General features: G+C 39.6%; 16 protein-coding genes, 1 tRNA gene and 4 pseudogenes. 6 read left to right on the top strand and 15 right to left on the bottom strand.

Annotated features, from left to right (window positions below; translation table 11 throughout):
* Positions 1–3099, bottom strand: a complete 3099-nt coding sequence (gene ygfK, locus AACL31_RS02730) for a putative selenate reductase subunit YgfK (protein ID WP_339053734.1) — start codon at positions 3097–3099, stop codon at positions 1–3.
* A gap of 287 nt (positions 3100–3386) precedes the next feature.
* The gene (locus tag AACL31_RS02735) at positions 3387–4028 is read right to left on the bottom strand and encodes an NTP transferase domain-containing protein (RefSeq protein WP_310511298.1); all 642 of its coding nucleotides are present in this window, start codon (positions 4026–4028) and stop codon (positions 3387–3389) included.
* Between the two features lie 18 nt (positions 4029–4046).
* Between AACL31_RS02735 and yqeC the strand changes: the two genes are divergently transcribed.
* The gene (yqeC, locus tag AACL31_RS02740; protein ID WP_310511297.1) at positions 4047–4817 is read left to right on the top strand and encodes a selenium cofactor biosynthesis protein YqeC; all 771 of its coding nucleotides are present in this window, start codon (positions 4047–4049) and stop codon (positions 4815–4817) included.
* On the opposite strand, the gene AACL31_RS02745 is transcribed toward yqeC, so the two are convergent.
* Positions 4780–4917 (bottom strand): hypothetical protein, encoded by a 138-nt coding sequence (locus AACL31_RS02745; protein ID WP_339053735.1) that lies wholly within the window; start codon positions 4915–4917, stop codon positions 4780–4782. The two genes, yqeC and AACL31_RS02745, sit on opposite strands and share 38 nt — an antisense overlap.
* 123 nt (positions 4918–5040) lie before the next feature.
* On the opposite strand from AACL31_RS02745, the gene AACL31_RS02750 reads away from it, so the two are divergent.
* On the top strand, positions 5041–6009 hold the full coding sequence (locus AACL31_RS02750) for an IS110 family transposase (RefSeq protein WP_339053074.1): 969 nt from the start codon (positions 5041–5043) through the stop codon (positions 6007–6009).
* A 193-nt stretch (positions 6010–6202) separates the two neighbouring features.
* Here AACL31_RS02750 and AACL31_RS02755 read toward each other — a convergent pair whose 3' ends face one another.
* The 5 genes and pseudogenes from AACL31_RS02755 to fruB all read right to left on the bottom strand — a co-directional run bounded on the left by AACL31_RS02755 (position 6203) and on the right by fruB (position 11678).
* Positions 6203–8458 (bottom strand): pentapeptide repeat-containing protein, encoded by a 2256-nt coding sequence (locus AACL31_RS02755; RefSeq protein ID WP_310513138.1) that lies wholly within the window; start codon positions 8456–8458, stop codon positions 6203–6205.
* Positions 8459–8520: 62 nt separating this feature from the next.
* A pseudogene (locus AACL31_RS02760) lies at positions 8521–8757 on the bottom strand (PfkB family carbohydrate kinase); the annotation flags it as partial.
* Between the two features lie 157 nt (positions 8758–8914).
* Positions 8915–10127, bottom strand: a pseudogene (locus tag AACL31_RS02765) (IS91 family transposase).
* 88 nt (positions 10128–10215) lie between these two features.
* Positions 10216–10578: pseudogene (locus AACL31_RS02770) on the bottom strand (PfkB family carbohydrate kinase); the annotation flags it as partial.
* Positions 10575–11678, bottom strand: a pseudogene (gene fruB / locus AACL31_RS02775) (fused PTS fructose transporter subunit IIA/HPr protein). The pseudogenes fruB and AACL31_RS02770, both read right to left, overlap by 4 nt.
* On the opposite strand from fruB, the gene AACL31_RS02780 reads away from it, so the two are divergent.
* Positions 11649–12479: a heparan-alpha-glucosaminide N-acetyltransferase domain-containing protein gene (locus AACL31_RS02780; protein ID WP_339053736.1), complete on the top strand. Its 831-nt coding sequence runs from the start codon at positions 11649–11651 to the stop codon at positions 12477–12479. The pseudogene fruB and the gene AACL31_RS02780 sit on opposite strands and share 30 nt — an antisense overlap.
* A 319-nt stretch (positions 12480–12798) precedes the next feature.
* Here AACL31_RS02780 and AACL31_RS02785 read toward each other — a convergent pair whose 3' ends face one another.
* The gene (locus AACL31_RS02785) at positions 12799–15234 is read right to left on the bottom strand and encodes a pentapeptide repeat-containing protein (protein ID WP_339053737.1); all 2436 of its coding nucleotides are present in this window, start codon (positions 15232–15234) and stop codon (positions 12799–12801) included.
* Positions 15235–15832: 598 nt separating this feature from the next.
* On the opposite strand from AACL31_RS02785, the gene AACL31_RS02790 reads away from it, so the two are divergent.
* Positions 15833–15908 (top strand) — tRNA-Ile (locus AACL31_RS02790).
* 389 nt (positions 15909–16297) lie between these two features.
* On the opposite strand, the gene rpoD is transcribed toward AACL31_RS02790, so the two are convergent.
* From rpoD to rpsU, 3 genes are all read right to left on the bottom strand, one after another.
* Positions 16298–18145 carry an RNA polymerase sigma factor RpoD gene (gene rpoD / locus AACL31_RS02795; protein ID WP_310511218.1) on the bottom strand — a complete coding sequence of 616 codons (1848 nt, stop codon included), beginning with the start codon at positions 18143–18145 and terminating at the stop codon, positions 16298–16300.
* Between the two features lie 181 nt (positions 18146–18326).
* Entirely contained in the window at positions 18327–20072 is a 1746-nt protein-coding gene (gene dnaG / locus AACL31_RS02800; protein WP_310511219.1) for a DNA primase, read from the bottom strand.
* A 112-nt stretch (positions 20073–20184) separates the two neighbouring features.
* Positions 20185–20400 carry a 30S ribosomal protein S21 gene (gene rpsU, locus AACL31_RS02805; RefSeq protein ID WP_026821546.1) on the bottom strand — a complete coding sequence of 72 codons (216 nt, stop codon included), beginning with the start codon at positions 20398–20400 and terminating at the stop codon, positions 20185–20187.
* A 325-nt stretch (positions 20401–20725) separates the two neighbouring features.
* Between rpsU and tsaD the strand changes: the two genes are divergently transcribed.
* Complete coding sequence (tsaD, locus tag AACL31_RS02810) at positions 20726–21766, top strand: tRNA (adenosine(37)-N6)-threonylcarbamoyltransferase complex transferase subunit TsaD (protein ID WP_310511220.1); 1041 nt, start codon at positions 20726–20728, stop codon at positions 21764–21766.
* 29 nt (positions 21767–21795) lie between these two features.
* On the opposite strand, the gene plsY is transcribed toward tsaD, so the two are convergent.
* A complete protein-coding gene (gene plsY, locus AACL31_RS02815) occupies positions 21796–22452 on the bottom strand; it encodes a glycerol-3-phosphate 1-O-acyltransferase PlsY (protein ID WP_032114515.1) in 657 nt (218 codons plus the stop codon).
* A gap of 360 nt (positions 22453–22812) precedes the next feature.
* Here plsY and folB point away from each other — a divergent pair, with 360 nt between their 5' ends.
* Positions 22813–23169 (top strand): bifunctional dihydroneopterin aldolase/7,8-dihydroneopterin epimerase, encoded by a 357-nt coding sequence (folB, locus tag AACL31_RS02820; RefSeq protein ID WP_310511221.1) that lies wholly within the window; start codon positions 22813–22815, stop codon positions 23167–23169.
* Positions 23170–23175: 6 nt separating this feature from the next.
* Here folB and AACL31_RS02825 read toward each other — a convergent pair whose 3' ends face one another.
* Both AACL31_RS02825 and AACL31_RS02830 read right to left on the bottom strand, forming a co-directional pair.
* Positions 23176–24414: a multifunctional CCA addition/repair protein gene (locus AACL31_RS02825; protein ID WP_310511222.1), complete on the bottom strand. Its 1239-nt coding sequence runs from the start codon at positions 24412–24414 to the stop codon at positions 23176–23178.
* 10 nt (positions 24415–24424) lie between these two features.
* Complete coding sequence (locus AACL31_RS02830) at positions 24425–25048, bottom strand: TIGR04211 family SH3 domain-containing protein (RefSeq protein WP_310511223.1); 624 nt, start codon at positions 25046–25048, stop codon at positions 24425–24427.
* Between the last annotated feature and the right edge of the window lie 400 nt (positions 25049–25448).

Raw genomic sequence — 25448 nt, forward strand, 5'->3', positions numbered from 1 at the left:
TCAGGCATCCATACGGGTTAATAGATATTGATGGTGTTTGTGTACATGGCTAATGATTTGACACAGGTTATGCAGCTCTGGCGGTATTTTTTGAAATTGACTGTCGTTATTGATGCGTAATAGCCAGGTTCGGCTATTGAGTCGGACAGAGATCCGATCGCCTTCGGCCCAAAAACCAGGGTTAGTACTGTTAATGAAGTCCTCTTCCAGGCTAAAGATAGTCACTTTATCTCGATAGGGTTTGCCTTGCCATGGACAGAATTGCGCACAATTGCCACACTCATTGCACATGGCATCTAAATGCAGTGTTTGATAGCGATTTTGAAAGCCAGGTATGGCGATCGAGACATTGGCGCGATTTGGGCAGACATCAACACATTTACTACAAATGTAATTACATTCCAGGCAGCGATCGGCTTCCTGTTCAACGAAAGCCTCACTGTGCTGTTTGTCAACCAACTTGACGGTAATTTGACCTTTACGTTGATAAAGATGCTGAGGATCAACGTTACTCCAGTATTTATTACCATGATGGCTATAAATATTTTCCCGCCGCAAAATGGTATCGACAGCGCGACGTGCAGTACTGATTGCCGCAACAATGGAAGAAGGCCCTTGTTGAACATCGCCGATTAAAAATATGCCAGATTGCGTAGTTTCTCCACTGGCCAGATCAATAGCTGGTTTACCATTTTGATCGAGTGGAACTCCCATTGCGGCAAGCATTTGGCTATCTTGTTGCTCACCTATTGCTGTGATTATACTATCGATTTTTAAGCTGGTGGGTTGTTCGGTTGCCACCGCCTGAGGACGTCCGGAACTATCAATTTTACCTAATTTCATCAGCCTGACTGTCAGTTTACCGTTAATGGCAAAATGTTCAGGATTGGCGAGGAACATAAATTTTACGCCATCAGCTAAAGCTTCTTCGTATTCTTCTGGCCAGGCGGGCATTTCAGCTTTTGAGCGGCGATAGATGATAGTGACTTGTTCTACATCAAGTATACGTAGCGCTGCCCGAGCGCAGTCCATGGCGGTATTACCGGCACCAATTACCGCTACATGTTTACCCATATTCGGTGTAAAACCACGATTATAGTCACGCAGGAAGGGCAGAGATTGGTAGATATTATGATTTTCACCGGCCAGTTTGATGCCACTATTTTTGTCGGTGCCAACGCCAATCAAAACATAATGAAAGCCGGTCGCTTTCAATTTTTCCACGGTTAAATCAGGCTGACATCCAAATTCAAATTTGACGCCATGTTCAGCAATAAAATTGATATCATGCTCGATAAGCTCTGCTGGAATACGAAATTGGGGAATAATATTTTTTACTACCCCACCGGCGCTGGATTCACGCTCAAAAATTGTTACTGGATAGCCTGCTCGGGCTAAAAAGTAGCCCGCACTGAGACCGGCAGGGCCGGCACCGATTATGGCAACCGGGTGGCGAGTACCTGTACCGGCAGGTTTATGCCAACGCTGTTTGTACTCTTGCCAGCCTTTTTCTAATGCAATTTTCTTCAGTTGACGAATATTTAGCGGGCTATCATAGTCCAAACGAGTACAGTTATATTGGCATTGATGATCGCAAATATGACCGGTAATGGCCGGTAGCGCGTTGCGTTGGTAGATAAGTTCTAACGCATCGGTATAACGCTTTTCACCCATTAAACGGATATATTCGGGGATATCCTGTTTAATGGCACAGGCATTAATACAGGGAGCCGCATAGCAATCTGTTAATGGTAGTGAATCATCAATATTTATCTCATGATCAGCCTTCCACTCTTTTTGGCTATAATCCATACTGATTGCTTGTTTTGCCAATTTTTCTAACCGTTCTACATCAATTTTTTCTGCCTGCCAGGCCGCGCTATCCGTTAATTCGCGTAGGCATTCAGTCATACGTAGATAACCACCGGGTTTTAATAGATCGGTTGCCATAGTGATGGGACGAATGCCGGTTGCGAAAATATCACGTATAGTGATCTGGCTAGCACCACCTGAATAAGAGATCGGTAGCATGCCGTCAAAGGCACGGGAAAGAACCGCAGCAACATTGATTGATAGTGGAAATAGTGCGCGGCCAGACATGTACATCTCTTCGCCGGCTAGTTTACCTTTATGATTGATAACGCCTAATGTGTTAGTCAGTTTCACGCCAAACCCTAGCTGTTTCTCACTGGCCAGTGTCATTAAGCGGCGCAGCATCGCCAGGGCTTGCTCAAGCTGTAGATCATGCTGGAATGAAGCCTCTTTTAAGCCAATATAATCGAAACCGCAGCTATCGAGGATCGCTCTTACCCGTTGATAACCGAGTAGGGTAGGATTGAGTTTGACAAATGTATTGAGTTTTTTGTCTTGCAACATATAACGACAGATAGCTTCTATTTCATCAGGTGGGCAGCCGTGCATGGTAGATAGGGTTACACCGCTTACCATTTGAGCGGGAATACTTTCGGCTAATGTTGTCAGCGCAGTTTGTTGACTTTCAATACCTAACTGACTAATAAAGTCAGGGTTTTCGATCCATGACTGTAAAAGCTGACGGTAGCGGTTAAAAGTGGGATGATGAGAAGCATTCATCATGTTATCAATAAATTGCTGCATAGCTGGTTGCTGAATACCAGCTAAATCGTAACCGACACTCATGTTAAATATAAAGGCTGCTTGGCGTGGCTCAAAAATAGCTTCGAGCAGATGCAAAATAAACCAGGCTTTCAGATATTCATCCCAGGCTTTTACTAGTGTATATTCAGTTGACCACTCAGTGTTAAAGCATTCATCTTCAGCGTCAATACAGGGTTTATCTATTTCTAATTGATCAAGGATCTGCACTGTTTTCAGTTCGATAAAGCGGCCACCAGTTAACCAGGAGACGATAATATTTTGGGCTAACTGGGTATGCGGTCCGGCAGCAGGGCCAATTGGTGTGGCACACGTTTCACCAAATACATTAATTAATGGATGTTGATTTTGCTGACGATAAAATTGTTGTTTGGGAATACCAAATATTGATTGATTTTGTTGGTATTCATCAAAGATGCGCTTCAAAAGTTTATCGAATGGAATTGGGCGCATGATATCTCCCATGAGACTCTCCTTGCTGCGATTTAATTGGGCAAATTGGCAAACAGTTGTCATAAACTTTGCAACAATCACGCCAGAAACAAATAACCGAGGAATGGTGAATAAGAAATGTGATTAATATCTAATCTTGCTTTTTATTTGTGAAATAACTCACGCTCAGGCAAATAAGAATGATAATCAATAGAAAATAGCTAACTTCAACAGATAGTTATCAATTTTTTAATTCTCAAAAAAATAATTTCACTATCACTTTGATAAACCAAACAGGCAGAGGATGTTTTTTGTTGTCTTTAAGTGGAGGCAAGCAGATTTTCTGTTGCTAGTAACGTCAAATAAATCTCAGGAGTGTCAATATCTGCGGTGATTGCCGATTGATCTAAGTCTAAATATTGCCATTGACCTTTTCGTAAAGCTTGCTGCATTGAGCGGCAATGGGTTTGTTTTACCGCCATATTAAGGCAGTGATAAGGCAATAAAACTGGATGACCAGGTGTTTTTTGATAGCGAGGGATCAACGCATAAGCGCCGCGTTGGTGCCAAATTTGCTGAAATATATTGCTATTCAGGCAAGGCATATCACCGTGCGTAATAAAGCAGTAGTCGCTATTGACAGCCATAGCGCCAGCGCTGATGGAGCTAAATAGTCCCTGCTGATAATCAGCATTATAAACAATGCTGATTGTTGGATGTTGCTGGTAGCGCGCGCTCAATTCTGCCGCCCGATAACCAATCACCAAAATAATGCGAGAACAGAAGGTTAATGCATTTTTGATACTTGCATCAAGTATTGTTCCATTCTGCCAGGGTAACATCATTTTCCATTGTCCCATACTGGAAGAAAGACCGGCAGCTGGAATAATGCAATCGATATTTTTGATTATTTGTGCCGATTTTTTGGCCATTAGGGGGACCGGAATAGCAGATTTATTCATTTTATGGACTCTTAAGTTATGCCACCGGCAAATATACCTGAACCGCTCACTCAGTTTTGTGATGGATCATTAAACTCATCATCTGTTGTTATTAGTTTGATTGGCGCAGGTGGCAAAACCAGTACTTTATTTTGGCTGGCACGACAGTTTTCGTTGTTAGGTAAAAAAGTGATTATCACCACAACAACAAGGATGTATTTACCTGATGAAAATATCCCACTATTGATGTGTTGCGATCCGGCTCATTTACCTGCGGCGGTATTTGCTTCACCAATTTGTGCTTGTTATTCCGCTTGGCAACCCAGTAGTGGGAAAGTACGTGGTTTTTTACCGCAGCAGGTCGATGCACTTGCTCAGCGACACTACGCGGATATCATACTGGTCGAAGCCGATGGTTCAAGAGGTCTGCCATTAAAAGCGCCTGCTTTGCACGAACCTTGCATACCGGTTAGTAGTCGCTGCGTAATTGCCGTAACTGGAGGACAGGTTTTAGCCAGGCCATTAGGCCCTGATAATGTACACCGATGGCCAATATTTGCTTCTATAACGAAAATTAAAAGAGGAGATAAAGCAGATATTGCGGTATTGGAGCATTTTATTCGGCATCCGGCAGGAATGTTTAAAAATGTTCCTCTTGATGCCCAGCGTATTTGGTTGATTAATCGTTTTTCTCAATCTGAGAATTTTATCACTAACAAACTATCAGCATTGTTAATAAGCACAGGGTTAGATGCGATTTGGTTGGGAGCTGTCAGAGAGTTTCCTCCTTGTATCTTGAAAACGGTTTAAAATAGTTACGATTAGATTTGGCAAGGTGCATGCAGCCCGATTCCTCCTTGTATCTTGAAAACGGTTTAAAATAGTTACGATTAGATTTGGCAAGGTGCATGCAGCCCGATTCCTCCTAGGGTTTTAAGCCCGTTAATTAGCGACCGGCGCATACACTGAGCCACTCATCTGAAACCCGAACAGTTGTCCGTACTCCATAACGCATTTGCAAGGATGGGTAATCATGAGTCAGCCAAATCCACTTTGTGTGGGTATTGATGTTTCTAAAGCAACGCTGGACATAGCAGCCAGCTGTGATATTGCACAGTTTACGGTCAGTAATGACTCTGACGGTTTTGATGCCATTATCGCCGAATTGAGAAAGCATTCGGTGGTGTTGGTTCTGATGGAGGCAACTGGCGGGCTTGAAGCTACTGTGGCCTGCTCGCTCCAGGCTGAAGGCTTTGACGTCACTGTGATCAATCCCAGACAATCCCGAGACTTTGCCCGCGCTATGGGCTATCTGGCAAAAACTGACCGTATTGATGCCAAAGTGCTTGCACAAATGGCAGAGGTTATTAATCGACATCCGGAGCGAGAGCGCTTTATCCGGACTCTGCCAAATGCAGAACGTCAGGTTCTTGCTGCGATGGTCGTACGCAGACGCCAGTTGATTACAATGTTGGTGGCAGAACGTAATAGGCTGTATACCGCACATCCACAGAATAGAAAAAGCATCAACATCATCATCAAGGCGCTGGAAGATGAACTTGCCAGAATCGATGAGGATATGAACAACCACATAAGGAACCACTTTAAGGATCTGGCCGCTAGGCTGAGCAGCATTAAAGGGGTTGGTACCATGACAGTTGCTGCGTTGTTGGCGGAGCTTCCCGAACTGGGCAGCCTCTCGAGGCGAGCTATTAGCGCGCTTGTAGGCGTTGCCCCCATAAACCGGGACTCGGGTACCATGCGTGGTCGGCGAACCATATTTGGCGGAAGGGACGGAGTCCGAACAGCACTTTATATGGCCGCGCTTGTAGCAACTCGCTTTAATCCGGTGATAAAAGCCTTTTACATGCGTCTGCTTGCAGCGGGAAAAGCCAAAAAAGTGGCGCTGGTCGCCTGTATGCGCAAGCTGCTGACTATCCTGAACGCGATGCTCAGAAAGAACGAAGAATGGAATGAGTCGTACCATCACGTTTCTCCATAATTTTAACGTTCAAGACAGTTGCTATTAGATTAGATGACAATATTATTTAAACATCTATCTTTCATTAATATGATCCTAACTATAGATGATTATTAACGGATCGTATAAAAAATTTAAATTTTTCATTATATTTAATATCTTTTGCTACCGTTAATAATCATTTTTTAGGCTATTATAAAGTTTTTTGCAGCATTTATCGCCAGGCGGATGGTTGAATTTTTTTCAAAACATCATGACAGTGCTCTATTGCATAATCAATCATCAGATCATATAAAACGGCAGTGCAAGAAAAAGCGTTTTCGCAGCCAAGTAATCGATTCTTCCAATTATTAAAGGTATCTTGCGCAATCAGCGTGGGATCAAGTTTATGGGCTTTTTCCATTAAGGCGTAAGCATGATATCTTAGCATCAGAGGAGAATCCAATTCGGTACCAAACACAGCACTGGATGAATAACGGGTAAAAACAGCGGATAAAGCCAGCAGATGTTCAGCTTTATTTCGTTCGTTACTGTTAGCCAAATTATATAGTTCTATGATTTTATTATAATTTTCATTTTTTAAGCTATAGCCATGCTCAAAATCAAGCACATGAGTAAAAATCTCTTTTAGTGTCTGTTGCGACGCCTGATCAACTAATTTAGTGGTAGAAATATTGGATTTTTGTGCATTAAGGAATAGCGTGTCCAGCTGTTCGCCTAAATTTAGTGCTTCAATCAGCTTATTGAATGTTGCTTGGTGTTGGCTATAAGAAAAATGACTAGAAAATAGCGGGAAATCTTGGTTGAAGCATTCATCTAGACTGAATTGTTGCGGGCCTAAATTTTCGCCATCGTGAAAAATAAAAATGTTATTCCACTTGGTTTCCAGATCAGGATGTAGCATTTTTGTCAGAATATTTTCCGCAACCACTAATGTTCTACCTGCCTTTTTCGGTGAAAGTAACAGATAGTTTTGCGCATTGCTCTCTGTCCAATCTGCCTTTCCATCATAATTGCCAAATATTTCCTTAATTTGTTGATATGCTAGTTGTTGTTTTATTTCAGAAAGTTGTAGATATTGTTCATATAATTGGTTAGCCATTGTGGCGATTTTGCTATCAATATTTCCTCCTGTTCTAGCCGCCAATATAGTTTGAATAAAGCTACTGTTAAATTGGGGGGAAACCATCAGTTCTGGTTGATGGTTAAAATAATCGAGAAAAATATTAATATTAGCAGGACGCGCTTCCAGCATATTAATTAATTGTGTTGAGGGGGTTGCCAGGTAATTATCCATCAGTTTATTGATAAAATTGCTAATTTCTTCATTGCTAATAAACGGCGGTTTTCCAAAAATATCTAATAGTGGTAAAGTGACATGGCTGAGATTAATGTCTGGCTGGTCAAGGGAATGAACGAGCTGTAGAGCCAATTTGTTTTTTAGTTCACTATACCGATTATCAATCGTATTAAGGCTAGTTAGCAGACTGCTTTGGTTGTTGAAATGATTCAGTAGTGCATCTAGGCTATCCTCATCCCACTCGCCAGGCAGGTGAAGGGTAAAACTGTCGTGTAAAGAAGCACCGGCAAAATTAGTGTTACTAATTGTTAACTCTTTTAAGATAGTATTACTCAGATCAGCGTTGCTAGCATCGCTGTTCGCAAGGTTAGCCCCGGTTAGGTCAGCTTGATCAAAAATCGCCTCACGTAGTGTAAGGCCATTCAATTTGGCTTGCGTTAAATTGGCACTAGTGAAATTTACACCATTGAGGTTAGTATCAACTAATATCACACCTGTTAGATTAGCCTTGGTCAGATTGGCGTCAGTCAAGTTAGCGTTCGCTATCTTAGCTTGCGCCAAATTGGCGCCAGTCAAATCACTATTAGTCAAGTCACTATTATTTAAGTAAGCTTCTTGCAGTATAGTTCCGTTCATTGCAGAGTTGATTAAATTAGTGTTACATAAATTAGCCTTAGTTAAGTTAGCTCCTGCTAATTGTGCTTCATTTAGATTAGCCATGAGTAGATTAGCATTAACCAGCTGAGTTTGATTCATTATCGCTTTTGTTAGGTTAGCTTCCACGATGATAATGTTTTTCAGGTTAGATCTGCTTAGATTAGTACCTTGTAAATTCGCGTGAGCAAGGTTATGGTAGCCACCAAAAACTTGGGTAAGATCCATGTAACTTAAGTCTTCACTTGATAAATTAAGTTTGCTCCCAATCCGGCGTTTTGCCAATTGTGTGCTTAATGCTTGCAGTTTTTGTTGTTGTGATTGGTAGAAAGAGGAAACTTCAGATTGAAGTGGCCAATTTTTAGCGGCTTCATTCGCCCGTTTGCCGCCCATTCCTTGAGTTTTTAATTGATAAAGCCGCTCGCGGATTGACACTGGTGCTAATTTCAGCTCACCTATCGAATTGCGCAGATATTTACAGCCAAAAAGGGTATTTGTTTCCAGATTGATCTGCACCCAAATGTCTTTACCCCGCTGTTTACCGATCTTAACTACCTGAACCTATTTTTCCAAATCAGGACGGTAAGCCACCGGTGGCCAATCCAGCTTTCTAATTCATGTCGATTTGGTTTTACCAACCAAGGATTGGCTTTTAAACCAGCAATCAATGCTTCTCGGCTACTATCAAATATGACGCACATACATTGATCACGTAGTTGTTTCATCCAGTCAGTAAAATAATCTAAATCGATACCTTTGGGTAAACTACCACTTACACATACCATATCAAATTGGCTTAACCAGCTCAGTGAATCTTGATGGTTAGGAAATTGAATGTTAATTATTTCTTTTTTTCTGACCTTAATTGCTGATACGGATGACCGATCTCTAGTTTCACCATCAAGTAGTCGCCTGGCTTTTCGTCAACCAGAGGTTTTTTTATATAATAAATTGAATTTAGTTAGATCTTCCCTACGCGGTTTTCCGTAACCATCGCGCCTTTTTGACTATCTTACGGCGCATTTCCAGTAATACTTCTGCTCTGATACCCACCTGTACGCTGTTAAAAATCATCCGGCTCCCACATAATATGCATTGATACGGATCCACATTCGTAAAGTGTTTCATCAGCGACGCAAAGCCCGGTTTATGCGGTTTTTTCTTCACCTGCATACCCAGTGCCGCATAGACTTTCGGCAGCAAAATACTCCGTTTCCGGTTGGCCAGAAAGCCGTAATACCGCACCATCTTAAAATGCTGTGACGGGATATGGCTGATGTAGCGCAACAACATTGCTTCCTGGCTCAGATATTGGGTGCGGTGCTTTCCCGTCCGGTGATCATAGTAATGATGGACAACAGTGCCGCCGTTATAATGACGCAGTTTTGAGGCTGCAACCGGCGGGCGTTTCAGGTAACGGCCAAGATAATTGACATTTTGTCGGGCATGTTTGGTTTTTTTCGCAAAGTGAATTTTCCAGCGCCGCTGGTACTGTGATTCCAGAAACTGACACCATTCCCGGTAGTCGCGGATATGCACATAGCCGGCAGCAGGTAAATTCAGCCCGCCGTAATTCTCTCGAAGTAACGCGATGACAGCCCGGCGCCAGTACCGCTCTACTACATTCTTTTTGAAGAAAACCGGTCGCCAGACGTCGTGTTTGCGGCATAATCCGCCGCGGGTCACCGATAAATGGATATGCGGGTGTTGGTTAAGCTGACGCCCGTAAGTATGCAGGGCGACAAACAACAAACAACCCGATTTCGATATTGAGTTTTTCTGCCCATTTCAGCAGGGTTCGAGCGGCACAGGCAAACAACTGATTCAGTAATGGCCAGTTGTGATTAAATGCCGGCCAGAGTTTATCGGGCATAGTGAAAGTGATGTGCTGCCATTCGCAGTCTGGCAAAATGTGTTGCTGCTCGGCTATCCACTGTTCGGTGGCTTTCATCCCGCAGGCGCTGCAGCCTTTGCTTTTGCAGCTCTGACAGAAATATTTGGTGTGCGGGCAGTCAGGGGAGTCGCAGCAATAACGACGGATACCCATAGCACCGGTGCCACAGGCGAGCATCCGTTCGACGACCAGTTTAGTCCATTCGGGAACGGAAGAGCCGTATTTCATGAGTAACCGGTTCCAGCCGTCATCTATCTGGAAGAGAAGTTTTGCGGGTCGGGGAATATACATACACCGGATTATAACGGGAGGCGGTTACTAAGGACAGCCATTTACTTACAGCGTCTTAGCTCCCGACGCAGGCGGGCTACTGTCCAGCAAAATGCTGCCAATCCTGTTTGTTGACTTCAAAACCGGAAAAATTAAAATCACTAACTACACTATTTTTTTCTGTCAATTTGACATTAATTCGAGTTCTACCTTCGATAACATGAAAACGATTTATGATCCCGCGTTCCTTAAAATCCTGTTGGAAACCGGTTAGATTTTCTTTCCCTAAAAAACCACCAACAGTGACATTAATATTTAGATTTTTTAATGTATTAGCAACATTAATGCCTTTACCTGCTGGATATAATCCATGGGTTTTAACTAAGTTGACGGCACCTTTTTCAATATTGTCTAGCATACCGACTAAATCATAGGCGGGATTTAATGTAATGGTAGCAACCTTACTTTTCATGCAATTTCCTCATCCATATTAGCGCTAATGACCTGTTCAATAGCATGTAAGGTTGCTTGGGCGTCAGGGCCACTGATCTTAAATTGGATACGATGATTTTGACGTGCAACTAATCCAATGACACTCATTATATTATGGCCATTGGCGGGAATTCAGCTCCCATCCAAATTAGTAATAGTGACTTTGCTATTAAATTTTTTTATTGTATTAACTAATTGCGAACTTGGGCGTGCATGTAATCCATGTTTATTGTTTAACGTAAACTCCACGGATAGTGTCTCTTTTTCTTCGTTTGTTTCAGTCGTTAGCAAGCTAAATACTTGTACGGCATCTGATGCTTGTAATAATTTCGCTATTTTTTTATCGATCAATAAATTGGCCAAGTGATTTAAAGTATTATTAGCTAGATTATCTTTGCATGATAGCATGATAAGTAGGCAAAGTTGATGATCTTGATAAGATAAAGGCTCTTTAGGGCGTGCAATGGCCATTGCTGTTTTTAGATTACCTTTTTTACTATCACTCAGCCAGATACCTTGGCCTAAATAAAGCGGTGGATTAGTGATCACATCAACGATAAAATCATTATTAATGGCATTTGCATCCTGTAAGTGATTAATATTTAACGCTTGCAGTGTCATGATATGGTCGGTATCAACATCTAAAGAGATCATGGAAGCGTTGAAAATGAAGTCATCAATCGACTCTTGGGCAAGCAATATATTATATATTGTGTCTATTGATGTCGTGGTTGCCAATCGCTTGGCAATATTTTCATCACTTAGAATATGTGTCAGTTGTCGTAATAAGGTTAAATGTTCCTCTGATTTAGCGGCGATACCGATGACAATATAAGCTTTGTGGCCATTATCCCAATCTATGCCCTGTGGAAACTGAAATACTTGTACACCTGTCTGTAATACATTATGGCGCGTTTCTACGGTACCATGAGGAATCGCAATACCATTGCCTAAATAAGTTGACGCTTGATTTTCCCTTTTTTGCATACCGATTAGATAATCTGGCGTAACGTAACCCGCATTGATCAATGCTTGGGCAACTTGTGCTAAATGGATATCTTTTTTAGGCACATCAAACATGTTTTCTCCTATTCACAAATGAGTGAAACGCTGCAGTTTTTATACAGTCAAACCACAAAAGCTATGTTACCAAGATGGCTGCTGGTAGTACTGACGGTTTTATTGATTGCGGGTCATAATCTATTAGATACATTGCATTTCCCAACCGATCATTTTATGCATATTCCTTGGGCAGTACTGCATGATAGAGGATGGATTGAGATTACTGACAGTATCAAAGCGCGTACATCTTATCCAATACTACCATGGATTGGTTTTATTATATTTGGTTATTTGGCTGGTTCATGGTTTACAGAAAGTTGTAATCAGCAACAGCGATTAAAGAAACTAAATTGCTGGGGTGTTGGCCTGTTAGTTGGTTTTATTTGTTTAAGAACAATTAATATCTATGGTGATAAACCATGGATATTAGCGGGCTCTTGGCTGGATACCGTGATGAGTTTTTTGAATATTACCAAATATCCGCCCTCTTTATTATTCATTATGTTGACGCTGGGTATTGGCTTACTACTGCTTCGGTTACTTGAGATAAAACAAAATTTACCATGGTTAAAACCCTTAGTAACCTATGGTTCAGTACCGATGTTTTTTTATATTTTGCATCTTTATGTATTGAAATTTCTCTATTTGATCGCGGTGGCTATTTGGGGAACAAATCAAGGTGAGTATTTTGGTTTTGATCATGTTGCTATGATCTGGTTAGTGACCATCATATTAGCGATACTTTTTTATCCGTTTGTGAAGCTGTTTAGCCAGTTTAAGGCGCGCCGCAAGGATTTAATTTGGCTAAAATATCTATAAATTATTTGGCAAAATTACCTAGTGTGATGGGACGGAACTGGATGGCGAGAATTGATTCTAGTTAAAATAATTACCTACAGCAATTGTCCATCTGTGATGAGTTAAATCTTCTGTTTATCATTTAGCCCACTTGATGTGGGCTTTTTTGTTTATTGATAGGTATCACTAAGCGTAATAATAGGGCGTAGCCGTTTGCCTGCCAACTTTGAGTTACCATAAAAAAGTTAGCAGTAATTTTATTTAATGATTGCGAATATATTGTGTTTTATAACCATAAGATTTACCTGTTTTCAATGGAGTAGTTTATTGAACTTGTTTTTTATTTTTTTGCTTTCTCTTCAATCTTTTTGGTAGCTATATTAATGTCTGCCAGAAATTCTCTTTTGGTATCATTTTTAGAAAACTTTGTATCCTGTAGGTTTGCTTCAGCAAAATTTGTTCCTGCTAAATTTGCTTTACTGAATTTAGCTTTTTGACAGTTAGCATTAGTTAAACTTGCATCAGTAAGATTGGCTTTTTTTAAGTTAGCGTTTATTAAAATTGTATCGTTGAATTTGGCTTTTTGACAGTTAGCTTGGGTTAAATCTGCATCAGTGAAATCTGCCTTTTCTAAGTTAGCGTTGATTAAAATTGCAGCAGAAAGATTTGTTTTTTGTAATGAGATCGCATTTTCTAGGCTGCTTTTAGTGATATTTGTTTGTTGTAATAAGCTTGCTGCTGAATTTATATCAGTAGGACTTGTTGTTTGTAATAAAGCAGTGGCTGCTGATTTTGCTTTAATGAGACTTGCATTAGTGAGCGTTATGTTATTTAAATCAATGTTATTTCTTTTATGTAATAAGATAGCCGCTGCTAAATATCCTGCCACGGCATCTGTTTTTTGTGACAAGGTAGCTGTTATATTTTCTTCGGTGATCTTTAGTTCGTTAATATTTATTTTTTGTAAAAAAATAGCTGCCGCTAACTTTGCTTCTGTTAATTTTTCTTTAGGAACAACAATTCCTTGTAATGAAATGCCCGGAGTAAAATCTGCTTGCATTAAATTAGCGTCAGCGATATTTGCTTCTTTTAATATAGATCCAGTTAAACATGTATTTTTTAAACTAACACTTTTTAAGGTAGCTTGATATAAACTAGCAAAACTTAAATCGGCATTGTCAAGTACTGCTTCTGATAGGTTTGCTTTTTCCAGAACAGCGCCTACAAGATCTGCATTATTAAGCTTTGCTTCAATTAGAATGGCCTCTTTTAGACTGGTTTTTTTTAAAGTCGTATTGTTTAAATCTGCTTGATATAGATTTGCGTTATTTAGCGTCGCTCCGGTCATATTTACAAAAAACATTTTTGCCTTCGTTAGATCAGCTCTGCTCATATTGGCTAAGGTAAAAGCTGAACCGAGAAAATCAGTGTCATTTAATTTTGCATCCTGCATATTTGTGTCAGATAAATTAGACAGTCTTATGTTTGATTGGCTTAAATTGGCTTCAGTGAATATTGCTTTTTGAAAAGTACTGCGTTTTACGTTTACTTCGTTCAATGAAGCATGATCGAAATTTGCATTGTTAAATTTAGAATGAAAAATATACGCTTGATTTAAATAGGCTTTACAAAATGATGCCCCTTGTGAATCAATTGAATCTAAAGTCGCGTTATTTAACAATGCTGAATCTAGACATGCATTTTTTAATGTAGTGGCTTTAATTTCTCCGTTGGGTAGTCTTAATCTGGCCAGTTTTGCATTACTCAAGTCAGCCTTAATCAATGTTGCGTCATCCAGATTAGTGCCCGCTATGGTAGCTCTTACTAACAATGCTGAGTCTAATACTGCATGATTGAATGTCGTGTTTTGAATGGTTGCATCGACCATGTTTACGCGAGTAAGTGTTGCGTGATCAAAATTAACGCCAGATAGGGTGGTTTTTTCTAACAATGCAGAATCTAACTTTGCATGATTGAATGTATTGGTTTTAATTTCTCCGTTGGCTAATTTTAGGGTAATAATTTTTGTGTCGGTCAAGTTGGCATAAGTAAGTTTTGCGTGATCAAAATTAGCGCCAGCTATAGAGGCTCTTTCTAATAATGCTGAATCTAATTTTGCATATTTGAATGTCGTTTTTTCAATTTTTGCGTCGTTTAAATTTGCTTCAATTAATTTTGCATTATCAAATGTTGTATTTATAATATTCGTGTTTTGCAGATTTGCGCCGGATAAGTCTGTTCCGTTTAGATTTACATTTGAAAAATATGCCCCGCTTAAATCAATTCCTTCTAAAATTCTGGCAGATAGATCGGTATTTAATAAATGAATCTTTCCTTCCTTTATAAATATGTTTGGATCAATCCTGTTATTTAATAACATTAAAGTGGCGGTATTTTTAAATCCTTTTACATCAATATCTGAAGTAAAACTCTCTCCTGTCTGTCCTTCAACGGTAACAGATAGTTTGTCTGAATGATATTCAGAGGGTTTAATAGCTACCGTGCAACCATCAAAATTAAATTTGAGTTCTTTAGGAATATGATAACAATTTGAATTGGCAATTTTTTCTTCTAGTGCGGTGGTCATTGTTTGCATGAAATTATCGTATTGTTTAGATAATTTTCTTTCCACCCCGCCTAGGGTAAAAAAGTTTATAATATGTTCATGTAAGCCTTTCGGTGACGTCGCTAATTCTTTTCCTTCTATCGGGTTAATATTTATTGCGTAATTAGTAAACATTGAACAACGATTGGTATCCATATTTATATATGCCATACTTTCTATTTCCCTAATAGTATTAAATTTAAAATAAACGCAATTGGCTTATTTTTGATTAATGGTATTACAACAATAGATATATATTAATATTACTGAATATGTTATTAGTATTGATATATAATCAGATATATCGAATTTATACTATATAATTTTTCTAATGTTTTCTTTAAATTCAACATAATAATGCCATACAATAATTTATATTAATTAGATTATTTATTTTATCCAGATCGTTATTTCTTATAAGATAAGACGTATAAGCTTTTTAATATTCATATTTATTTTCTTGATGTTGTTCAACATCAATTATGCTCATAACCTATTATCAATACTTAAATTCTATCAATAGACTTTTGCAGATTTCCTAATGAGTTAGTTTATATTTCATCCATAACTTGGCTGTTAACTTTTGAATGCAAATTTATCAATAAGTTATTTTTGTTCAGTTATTGGCCATGAATTTAAACTGAAATAGTTAATAAATAAATTACACACAGCAAAATCATTAATTTCACTGATTTTGTTTATAAAACAAGCATATGATTTATAAAGACTAGACCCGCACTAAAACAGCACGTATAATGCACCCCACTTAGGCCCCTTGGCTCAGTGGTTAGAGCAGGCGACTCATAATCGCTTGGTCGCTGGTTCAAATCCAGCAGGGGCCACCAAATTTTAGCTATAATAGCAGCCAATTGATACCACTCTACTATGAGTGGTTTTTGCTATTCTAAAGCCACAGATTTTGCTTGTCTTTGTAGGCAACGGATTTATCACTAACGGCCAGCAGCTAGCGGTGGCGACAATTATCGACGACATCAGTGCAATTAAAACAACCATTTCTGCTCTATAACTGGCAATAATTAATATTGATGGATAACTAAATATCAGATTGGAAATTGAATCGAGGGTGTTTAGGCAACATTTTGTTAGCGTTTTTACCATGTTATCTAATTACAGTGGCTAAAACTTTTACTAATGATCTGCTGAATTAACATAACTATCAATAAAAAAGCACCTATCTAGAGGTGCTTTTTATTACGCTAAAGAGAAATAAGCGTTATTCATCCAGGAAACTACGTAACACTTCTGAACGACTTGGATGGCGCAGTTTACGTAACGCTTTTGCTTCTATTTGTCGGATCCGCTCGCGAGTAACATCAAACTGTTTACCCACTTCCTCTAGCGTGTGATCCGTATTCATATCAATACCAAAGCGCATGCGCAGAACTTTTGCTTCACGGGTCGTTAAGCCAGCTAGAACTTCGTGGGTAGCTGATCTTAGACTTTCCGAGGTAGCAGAGTCTAACGGTAATTCTAGAGTAGTATCTTCAATGAAATCACCAAGATGTGAATCTTCATCATCGCCAATAGGTGTTTCCATCGAGATAGGCTCTTTAGCAATTTTTAGTACTTTACGGATTTTATCCTCAGGCATTAACATGCGTTCTGCCAATTCTTCAGGCGAGGGTTCACTACCCATTTCCTGTAACATTTGGCGAGAAATGCGGTTCAGTTTGTTGATCGTTTCGATCATGTGCACTGGAATACGGATTGTGCGCGCCTGATCAGCAATTGAACGGGTGATCGCCTGTCGGATCCACCAGGTTGCATAAGTTGAAAACTTATAGCCACGACGGTATTCAAATTTATCAACCGCTTTCATTAGACCAATGTTACCTTCCTGGATCAGATCAAGGAATTGAAGGCCACGATTGGTATATTTTTTAGCAATAGAGATAACTAACCGTAAGTTAGCTTCAACCATCTCTTTTTTCGCTCGACGCGCTTTTGCTTCACCAATAGACATTCGGCGGTTAATATCTTTAACCTGTTCAATGGTTAAACCAGTCTCTTCTTCAATTTGTTGTAGTTTTTGCAACGAGCGTTGTATCTCTTCTTCGACTTCAACTAATTTTTCAGACCAGGGTTTATTCATTGCTTTTGCCGCAGCTAACCAATTACCATTGGTTTCATTACCTGAGAATAGGGTAATGAAGTTTTTCTTCGGCATCTTGCATTGTTCAATACAGAGTTTCATGATGAGACGTTCTTGAGAACGAACACGTTCCATCATATCACGCATATTGTTCACTAAATAATCAAACTGTTTTGGTACTAAACGGAACTGTTTGAAAATCTCGGACAACTGCTCGATTTCTGCTACTGAATTAGCATGGTTACGGCCACTTTTTTGGATTTCAATGGACGTACGTTCATATTGCTCACGAAGTTCTGAAAATTTCTGTCGAGCGAGTTCTGGATCGACATTGTTTTCATCACTGTCGTCACTATCGTCGTCTTCGTCTTTATCTTCATCTTCGTCATCATTTAAGGCTTCTTCCGGTAACACCGAACCGATATGTGTTGCTGTCGGTGCTAAATCCTCTTCAGCGTTTGGATCAACGAAGCCGGTAATAATATCAGATAGGCGGATTTCACCTTTTTCAACACGTTCGTATTGGTCTAATAGATAAGCGATAGCCTCAGGATATTCAGCAACAGAACACTGAACCTGATTAATGCCATCTTCGATGCGTTTAGCGATATCAATTTCACCTTCACGGGTCAGTAGTTCTACGGTGCCCATTTCACGCATATACATCCGCACAGGATCTGTTGTGCGGCCTATTTCACTTTCAACACTGGATAATACCTGGGCAGCAGCCTCAACAGCATCATCGTCAGTATCAGTGGCGGTTTCTGCCAGAATAAGATCGTCGGCATCAGGCGCTTCTTCCATCACTTGAATGCCCATATCATTAATCATTTGGATGATATCTTCGATCTGATCTGAATCGACGATATCTTCCGGCAGATGGTCGTTGACCTCAGCATAGGTCAGGTAGCCTTGCTCTTTACCTTTGGTAACTAGTAGCTTCAGCTGTGACTGCGGGTTTTGCTCCATAAGACGGTATCCACACTTCATAATTTGGGTTGGTGTTGGTCGGCGAAAACAAGTCAGCCAACAATAAAATTAAAGGGAATTTAATTATTTTATGTGCCATGCCCTTTACATCATGGCAACTTACAGGCGCTTGCCCTACGTTATACGGCACTTAAGCCGGATGTTTTTTACTTTTTCAAGATTACTGTTTTATTCTTGCAACAGTAATTAAACGAACTTCTTCACGTTCTTCACTGGTTAAGCCTTCTGCTCGTTCTTTTGCCATCAGAAATGCGAACCTTTCATCAAGCGCGGTAATAAATAAATGCTCCAACGCATCCTTGAACATTTTTTCCGCTATCTCTTCTATCTCTATATCGTTCCAAGTTGCCAGTTTTTCAAGTTGTTTAACAAATTTATTATTACGATAGCATTCCAATAATTGACCAGTATTTATGCCAGGATGAGATTGACAAAGTTCAACTAACTCTAAAAACAGCGCTAATCCTGGTAATTGTGAGTGCTTAATTCCATCAAGAGTAGGAATTAGGCTGACAAAATTTGGATTTTGTACCAATAATGCGATCAATATTCGCATTGTTGTCGGTTTAATTTTTGGTGTCTGATAATTTGTTTTTTCCGCCGATCCTTTTTCGATCATGGCAAAAATACGCGAAGTATCAGGAATACCAATAAAATTACCTAATTCTTGTGCCAAATATAACTGTAAAGTATCACCAGGCACTTTTTTAATTAAAGGGATAGCAAGACGATTGAATTTTGCTTTACCTTCATGACTGCTTAAATCAACTTGTGCAACCAATGTATCAAACAAAAATGTAGACAAAGAGTGGGATTTATCCATCCGTTGTTCAAAATTTGTTTTACCTTCTTTACGTATTAGTGAATCAGGATCCTCACCATCAGGTAAAAACATAAATTGTAGTTGGCGGCCATCACTCAAATAGGGAAGTGCCGTTTCAAGCGTTCGCCATGCGGCTTCGCGACCTGCTTTATCCCCATCATAACAACAAATAACCGTATCTGTTGTCCGAAAAAGTAACTGGATATGCTCTGCCGTGGTTGATGTACCTAATGACGCTACGGCATAATTAATACCAAATTGCGCCAGAGCGACAACATCCATATAACCTTCGACAACTAATAGTTTAGAAAGTGCCAGATTATTTTGTGTTGCTTCATATAAGCCGTATAATTGACGGCCTTTATGAAAAATCTCAGTTTCTGGTGAATTGAGATATTTTGGTAATGTGTCATCTAAAACACGGCCACCAAATGCCACGACACGTCCTCTACGATCTCGGATTGGAAATATTATACGTTCACGAAAGCGATCGTAAGTGCGGCCATTATTATTGGTAACTAACATACCAGCAGCATCTAGCTGTTTATGGCTATCAGCGTGTTTAGCGAAATGCTTGAGTAGGTTGTCCCAGCCGCTTGGGGCAAAACCGATAGAAAAGCGATAAATAACTTCATCACTTAAGCCGCGCTGTATTAAATATTGTTTTGCACTCTGCGAGTCTAATTTATTCAATAAATGTTGATAAAATTGATTAATTTCATCCATTAATTGATAAAGATTTTGTCGCTGATGCCGCTCTATTTGGTTTGAACTATTGCCGGTTTCATAAGGAATTTCCAGTCCGTGCATGGTAGCCAGTTCTTCAATCGTTTCGACAAAATCAAGCTTGTCATAGTTCATCAAAAAATCAATGGCATTACCATGAGCGCCACAGCCAAAACAGTGATAAAATTGTTTATCGCCATTAACTGTAAATGAGGGCGTTTTTTCATTATGAAATGGACAACACGCGTGATGGTTTTTGCCTTGCTTTTTTAGCGGCACTTTAGTATCAATAAGATCAACGATATCGGTTCTGGCCAATAAATCATTGATAAATGTACGCGGGATTCGTCCAGCCATAAACTCTTCATTGATGAAAGATAACAAGCCGTGCTTCCTGTTAGAAAGCACGGCCTTCTTGTAATCACTTAATCACTGCTGTCGAATTGTTACGATTGTTGAACCGTAGCAATTAGTACAAACGAGTACGACGTGCGTTCTCGCGAGCCAATTTTTTAGCGTGGCGCTTTACTGCTGATGCTTTTTCACGTTTACGTACAGTCGTTGGTTTCTCATAGAACTCACGACGGCGCACTTCAGCTAATATTCCTGCTTTTTCGCAAGAACGCTTAAAACGACGTAGTGCTACGTCAAATGGCTCGTTTTCACGTACTTTAATTACCGGCATGTGCCTTTCACCTCAAAAAAATCGGTTTTTGCTAGCAATATCATAGCCAGCTGCCTTTATTAAAATGGTGCGGAATTTTACTTCAATGTGTAGGGCTTTGTAAAGTGCTGTATAAAAACGAAACGCACAAAATCACCCAATTATTTATTTTTAATAACAAAATAGTTGGCATAGTCTAGATGATAATGAATAAGCCCTACAAATTATTTATATTAATTATAACTGATTTAATTCAGATAGACAGTTATTTATTTGCTGAGAAGTTGCACCTTTTTTACATAAATAGTGATAAACTTGCGCTATTAGCGAAGGTGGTGAGTAATATATGCGTGTTTTAGGTATAGAAACATCATGCGATGAAACGGGTATCGCGATTTATGATGATCAATTAGGTTTATTAGCCAATCAATTATATAGCCAGGTAAAATTGCATGCCGATTATGGCGGAGTGGTGCCTGAATTAGCTTCTCGCGATCATATTCGTAAAACAATTCCTTTAATTAAAGCGGCACTACAACAAGCGGATTCAACTGCTGGTGATATTGATGCGGTTGCTTATACCGCGGGTCCTGGTTTGATCGGTGCTTTATTGGTGGGAGCAAAAATCGGGCGTTCATTAGCATTTGCTTGGCGAGTGCCGGCTATTCCTATTCATCACATGGAAGGGCATCTACTGGCGCCAATGCTGGAAGAAAATAGTCCTGAATTCCCTTTTGTAGCATTATTGGTCTCTGGTGGGCATACTCAGTTAATTAATGTAATAGCGATTGGTCAATATCAGTTATTAGGCGAATCAATTGATGATGCTGCGGGTGAAGCTTTTGATAAGACAGCAAAATTATTAGGTTTGGATTATCCGGGCGGGCCAGCACTCTCATTGATGGCAGGGCAGGGACAGGCTGGCCGTTTTGTATTTCCTCGTCCGATGACAGACCGCCCGGGACTGGATTTTAGTTTCTCAGGGTTAAAAACTTTTGCTGCCAATACCATTCGTAATAATAGTATGGATCAACAAACCGCTGCTGATATTGCTCGGGCATTTGAAGATGCTGTTGTGGATACATTAGTGATCAAATGTAAACGTGCTTTAGAACAAACGGGTTCTAAGCGTTTGGTTATGGCAGGTGGTGTAAGTGCAAATCGTACCTTACGGCTAAAAATGGCAGAATCGATAACAAAAATTGGCGGCCAGGTTTTTTATGCTCGACCAGAATTTTGTACTGATAATGGCGCAATGATAGCGCTGGCCGGCATGATCCGTTTAAAAAATGGCGTAAGTAATAGCCTGGATATCACCGTGAAAGCACGTTGGCCACTAGCAGATTTATCACCGTTAGCAACAACAACTGTGCATAAATCGACTTAAAGTCTAAAAATTAACACAGTAATCAGTAGTTAATCATTTTTTTCTTGTTTTTTAGTGGCTTGAATCAGTTCTTTATTTGTTTTTTCGCTTTTTTTCTTCATTTTTTGCCATATACGGCTTTCTTGGCCTCTCCACAGACGCTGAATGTTATCATGATGGCGAAAGAGTATGAGACATGAAAGCATCGCAACCGGGAAGGTGAATTCCGGTTTAAACCACCAAACATAGAAGGGAGCTAATAGAGCAGTGACAATAGCTCCTAATGATGAATATCCACTGAGTAGTACAGTCAGTAGCCAGGTACCCGCGACAACGCCAGATAAACCCCAGCCAATGGCAACAATTGAGCCAAAAGCAGTAGCAACGCCTTTTCCACCTTTAAAACGAAAGAAAATGGGGTAAATATGGCCCAAACAGGCGGCAATGGCAATAATTCCAAGGTAAAAAGGAGGAATATTTAAATAATAGGCTAGCCATACTGGGATCATCCCTTTTAGGATGTCGCAAATGAGCACAGCTAAAGCAGCCGCTTTTCCACCAATGCGTAACACGTTGGTTGCTCCAGGATTCTCGGAACCATGGCGTCTGGGATCAGGAAGACCTATCAATCGGCAGATCAAGACGGCGCTGGAGATTGAACCACAGAGATAAGCGAAGATAATCATGCCAAGTGCGATTGCACTCATATCATTACTCCAAATAATCAAGACCTTTTTAACTTAACGTATTAATAATACATGTATTTTATCGAAGTATTATTTGCATGCCGTGTTTTAAAGATCATAGGGATATCAGATCATTAATAAAATATACAGTATAGTTGTTAGTAAAACTAAGGAATATCTTTGCTAAATTTATTTTTTAGTTATAGTGAATTATTTTTCAACTTTTTGGGCAAAATCTGTCAGCATGATAGTCGTTAATCTCCTATTATTGCCGCAAATTTTACTAAAATGTGTGATCATTGGGCCATTTTTGTCAATGATAATAGAGAAGTATCTGGAAAGCGATTATTTATCGCAATTAAAAAAATGAGAGAAGGTTAAATGGACATTATATTTATTGAACAGTTATCAGTATTCACAACCATTGGCGCTTATGATTGGGAACAAGCGATCCAACAGAAATTGTTGCTCGATATTGAGATGGGATGGGATAATCAGCAGGCAGCCAAAAGTGATCAAGTGGAAAATTGTTTAGATTATGCGCAGGTTAGCCAAGTGGTAATTAATCATATAGAAACACAAAAATTTGCATTGATAGAACGGGTTGCGCAGGAGATTGCTGATATTATTTTAAATCAGTTCAATAGTTGTTGGGTCCGCGTTAAAGTTTGTAAGCCAGGTGCGGTGGCGCAGGCTAAGCAGGTTGGTGTGATTATAGAGCAGACAAAATCTGTTTAGGTTAGCTTAAATCGGTAAAATGGTTTGTTGCTGCCACCAGTCAGTTAATGTCTGGATACGTTTTCGGTTAAGCTCATCCCTGATCGCGATCCCCGTTATACCCTGCTCAATAAGATCTTTGCTTGATATTTGTTGTACAGCCTTAAATGCTTCAATAACAAATTTAGCTTGTGGATAAGTGATATGCTCTCGCCCTATCCGGCCGCGGGCATCTGCTTCACAGGCGATGACCAATTGATTGATACGCTCCGGCTTGCGCCAACTATCTAATTGATTAAATAGATTAATAACAGTTTCTGGTGTTAACTGATGAATTTGGTGGATTTGTTGATGAAAACGAGCCACTAATTTAGCTAACTCTTTCATTCTATTAGGAATACGTAGTCGATTGCACATAGCCTCAATTAGCGAAATACCTTTGCTAACATAATCGTCATGAGCGGGACATTGTTCAGATGGGGTCAGCGCTTTACCAAAGTCATGGCAGAGAGCAGCGAAGCGAGTTTCGACATTGTCAGTTAATGAGGCCGCTACCTTTAAGGTTAAAAGCGTATGTATTCCGGTATCTATTTCGGGATGTGATTTTGCCGCTGCGGGTGTGCCAAATAATTGATTAATTTCAGGAAAAAGAATAGCTAGCGCGCCACAATCATATAAGACACGAAAATAGATTTCAGGCGATAATGATTGTAGTGCTTTTTCCGTTTCTCCCCACACTCTTTCTGCGCTAATTGTACTAACCTCATGATTAAAAACCATTTTTTTCATCAACGATTGTGTTTCATTGGTAATAGTAAATTTTTGGTTAGCTAGCCGAGCAGCAAAACGTGCCACTCTGAGTATTCGCAAAGGATCTTCGGCAAAAGCAGCGGAAACGTGGCGTAATAGGCGATTTTTTATATCCCGTTCACCATGGTAGGGATCAATCAGTTGGCCATCTTCAGTTTGCGCAATCGCATTGATGGTCAAATCTCGACGTAACAGATCCTCTTCTATCGTGACATCAGGTGCGGCATAGCAAGAAAAACCGGTATAGCCGACACCCGTTTTGCGTTCTGTACGAGCCAGGGCATACTCTTCACGTGTTTTTGGATGGAGAAAAACGGGAAAATCCTTACCTACTTGCTGGAAACCTAATTTGATTAAATCATCTGGGGTAGCTCCGACCACTACCCAGTCACGATCAGAAACAGGCAACCCTAATAGCTGATCTCTTACCGCGCCACCAACAAGATAAATCTGCATGGTATTTTTTTTAATTCATCCAGCGTTCATTACGTTTTTTACGTCGTGGGATGAGATGAGGTAATAATAAACCAAAAATTAAACCTGCACCGGCAACGCCACCGCCATACATAAACCACTGTAAAATGAGCTCACGGCGATTATTATCAAGATTGATTCGTGCAATCTCTAATTTTTTTCCTGAGCGGATTAACTCATTTTTCAGTTTTTCGTTTTCTGCGGTTAGATTAGCAATAGTTTGATCACTGGCTGCCACTTTGCTTTGCATTTCACTGGTTTGATTATTCCAGTTACTATCAATGCTGGTCAATTTTTCACGTAATTCTTGATTTTCCTTTTCAAGTAAGGGAATACGTGCTTTTACACTGGGTGTTTTGCTGAGTTGATTTTTGGGTAACCAAGCAACTCGTCCTTTATAATCACGAACTTGGGCGTAGCCGGTTTCAGCATCTGTGTTCAATAACTGAACTTGATCACCACTTTTAAGGCTACCAATAATGCGATAATCGGTTCTAGGTCCTCGATGGATAAAGGTAGGCAGTTCATCAGAAACATAAAGCGTTTCTTCTGCTTGAGTCGTCATTGGCAGGTTAAATCCTATCAATGCTAAGATATATAAAGGAAATTTTCTCATTGTATTCAACTATCTTCAAACTGTGAAAAAAGTGCTATTAGCTGATACTAATGCGTTAAATGTATTGATGCAAATCTAAAAAGGTAAAATAATAATTCTTTTAATTGATTTGCCATTATTAATAATATTTCATTTTTTATTATTTTCAGGTAAAAACCATAGAATAAAATTCTTTGTTAGTTATTTTTCTGGTGTTTAGTTATTAATATAGACTTAATTAATATTAGAATTGTTTGTTTTTAGAAAAAATTTTTTACTGTTAGTAAGGAAAAATGAATCACGCTTTGGCTGCTGTTTTCTGGCTTATTTATGTTAAACTTAAAACTCCTTTCTATCGTTAGTCATGAAACTGTCCGTTTTTAATCAGCGACAGAGTAAATAGAAAAAATAACAATCTACA

Origin of the sequence: Arsenophonus endosymbiont of Crataerina pallida (genome assembly GCF_964020125.1) — a bacterium.
Classification (GTDB): domain Bacteria; phylum Pseudomonadota; class Gammaproteobacteria; order Enterobacterales; family Enterobacteriaceae; genus Arsenophonus; species Arsenophonus nilaparvatae.

What these genes read in the sequence shown, in the direction of transcription:
- ygfK (WP_339053734.1), bottom strand. Translation starts at nt 3,099, where the DNA reads ATGGGAGATATCATGCGCCCAATTCCATTCGATAAACTTTTGAAGCGC.
- AACL31_RS02735 (WP_310511298.1), bottom strand. Translation starts at nt 4,028, where the DNA reads ATGAATAAATCTGCTATTCCGGTCCCCCTAATGGCCAAAAAATCGGCA.
- yqeC (WP_310511297.1), top strand. Translation starts at nt 4,047, where the DNA reads ATGCCACCGGCAAATATACCTGAACCGCTCACTCAGTTTTGTGATGGA.
- AACL31_RS02745 (WP_339053735.1), bottom strand. Translation starts at nt 4,917, where the DNA reads ATGCACCTTGCCAAATCTAATCGTAACTATTTTAAACCGTTTTCAAGA.
- AACL31_RS02750 (WP_339053074.1), top strand. Translation starts at nt 5,041, where the DNA reads ATGAGTCAGCCAAATCCACTTTGTGTGGGTATTGATGTTTCTAAAGCA.
- AACL31_RS02780 (WP_339053736.1), top strand. Translation starts at nt 11,649, where the DNA reads ATGGATATCTTTTTTAGGCACATCAAACATGTTTTCTCCTATTCACAA.
- AACL31_RS02785 (WP_339053737.1), bottom strand. Translation starts at nt 15,234, where the DNA reads ATGGCATATATAAATATGGATACCAATCGTTGTTCAATGTTTACTAAT.
- rpoD (WP_310511218.1), bottom strand. Translation starts at nt 18,145, where the DNA reads ATGGAGCAAAACCCGCAGTCACAGCTGAAGCTACTAGTTACCAAAGGT.
- dnaG (WP_310511219.1), bottom strand. Translation starts at nt 20,072, where the DNA reads ATGGCTGGACGAATCCCGCGTACATTTATCAATGATTTATTGGCCAGA.
- rpsU (WP_026821546.1), bottom strand. Translation starts at nt 20,400, where the DNA reads ATGCCGGTAATTAAAGTACGTGAAAACGAGCCATTTGACGTAGCACTA.
- tsaD (WP_310511220.1), top strand. Translation starts at nt 20,726, where the DNA reads ATGCGTGTTTTAGGTATAGAAACATCATGCGATGAAACGGGTATCGCG.
- plsY (WP_032114515.1), bottom strand. Translation starts at nt 22,452, where the DNA reads ATGAGTGCAATCGCACTTGGCATGATTATCTTCGCTTATCTCTGTGGT.
- folB (WP_310511221.1), top strand. Translation starts at nt 22,813, where the DNA reads ATGGACATTATATTTATTGAACAGTTATCAGTATTCACAACCATTGGC.
- AACL31_RS02825 (WP_310511222.1), bottom strand. Translation starts at nt 24,414, where the DNA reads ATGCAGATTTATCTTGTTGGTGGCGCGGTAAGAGATCAGCTATTAGGG.
- AACL31_RS02830 (WP_310511223.1), bottom strand. Translation starts at nt 25,048, where the DNA reads ATGAGAAAATTTCCTTTATATATCTTAGCATTGATAGGATTTAACCTG.